The 1,752-nt window shown below is 41.7% G+C and carries 2 protein-coding genes; both read left to right on the forward strand.

What is annotated here, in order from left to right:
- The coding region (gene eno / locus WBM98_RS18545; protein WP_424367504.1) for a phosphopyruvate hydratase at positions 1–954 on the forward strand (954 nt) is incomplete at its 5' end.
- 112 nt (positions 955–1,066) lie between these two features.
- A partial coding sequence (locus tag WBM98_RS18550) for a glycogen/starch synthase (protein ID WP_424367505.1) occupies positions 1,067–1,752 on the forward strand: 686 nt, incomplete at its 3' end.

The raw sequence follows: 1,752 nt of genomic DNA on the forward strand, positions 1-1,752 counted from the left end.
TCCTTGGCTACTGCCAAAGCGGCGGCCAACGAGCTGGGTATTTCATTGTATCGATATGTGGGTGGTGTAAGTGCCAATACACTTCCTGTGCCTATGATGAACATCATCAAGGGGGGCTCACATTCAGATGCCCCCATCGCATTTCAGGACTTTATGATCATGCCTGTTAAGGCGAAGAGTTTCTCACATGCATTGCAAATGGGTACGGAAATATTCCATCACCTTAAAAAAGTATTGCACGACAGGGGACTAAGCACGGCTGTAGGTGATGAAGGTGGTTTTGCCCCAACTTTGGAAGGTACCGAAGATGCCATAGAAACGATTGGCAAAGCTGTTGAAAATGCGGGTTATAAATTTGGTAAGGATGTTAAGATAGCCTTGGATTGTGCCGCTGCGGAATTTTATGAAAACGGAAAATACGATTATACAAAATTCGAAGGCGATAAGGGTGCGGTTCGTACCTCAAAGGAACAAGCTGAATATTTGGCGGAACTCTGTGCTAAATATCCTATTATCTCCATCGAGGATGGAATGGATGAAAACGATTGGGACGGTTGGAAAGTCTTGACGGATATGATCGGTGACAAGGTTCAATTGGTTGGAGATGATCTTTATGTAACCAATGTTGAACGATTGTCAAAGGGTATAAAAAATGGGATTGCCAATTCAATTTTGATCAAGGTAAATCAGATAGGCTCTTTAACCGAGACGATTGCAGCCGTTAATATGGCCAAGGATGCCGGTTATACATCCGTGATGTCGCACCGTTCGGGTGAAACAGAGGATAATACCATTGCTGATTTGGCCGTGGCATTGAATACTGGGCAAATTAAGACCGGTTCTGCCTCACGTTCTGATAGAATGGCGAAATACAACCAATTGCTTCGCATCGAAGAGGAATTGGGAAGTACGGCCTATTTTCCACAGGAAAAGGCTTTCAAAGTAAACCAGTAATCAACATAGATTATAAAAAGCCTTTCTTTGAAAGGCTTTTTTTTTTGGTGCTATTGCTAAAATTACCTAACTTAATAAAATATCTACTACTAATAAATGATGCTTCCATTACATGAATAACTTTCTTTTTGTTGCCGCTGAAAATGACGGATTGTATAAGTGCAAAGCTGGTGGTATGGGCGATGTGGTCCGTGATGTGCCGAGACAGATTTCGGAACGGGGTGATCGGGTACATGTGGTTGTCCCTGCTTATTCACGTTTACATGTGGGGGGGGTGTTCAAGACCAATCTTAATTTTGAGTTAAGGGGTGCTACCTATACCGCCGAATTGTATGAAGTTGTCCCCAAGAAAGAATTCAGCAACATCCACCATTATGTCATTCATCATCCAGAGATCCAAGGTGGTGAAATTGCCAAGATTTACCATGATAATCCTGTTGAACCATTTTTTACCGATTTTGTAAAATATGTGATTTTCTGTACCGCTGTAGCGGAGGCCATTAAGCAAGGGGCCTTTGGGACGTTGGACATTGTGCACATGCACGATTGGCATTCAAGCCTATTGTTGTTTTTGAAAACCTATCATCCAGCATACGAGTCTCTTAAAAAAATACGGTTTGTATATACTATTCATAATTTGGCCATACAGGGTATTAGGCCTTTTGAAGATAATTATGCTTCCTTACGAAATTGGTTTCCAAATATTTCATATGACACTGAAAAGTTGAAAGACTATAGGTACCAAGATTGTATAAATCTAATGGCGGTGGGTATACGCTTGGCAGATGCCGTACATAC

Source organism: Maribacter sp., assembly GCF_049667165.1.
In the GTDB taxonomy this organism is placed as follows: Bacteria; Bacteroidota; Bacteroidia; order Flavobacteriales; family Flavobacteriaceae; genus Maribacter_A.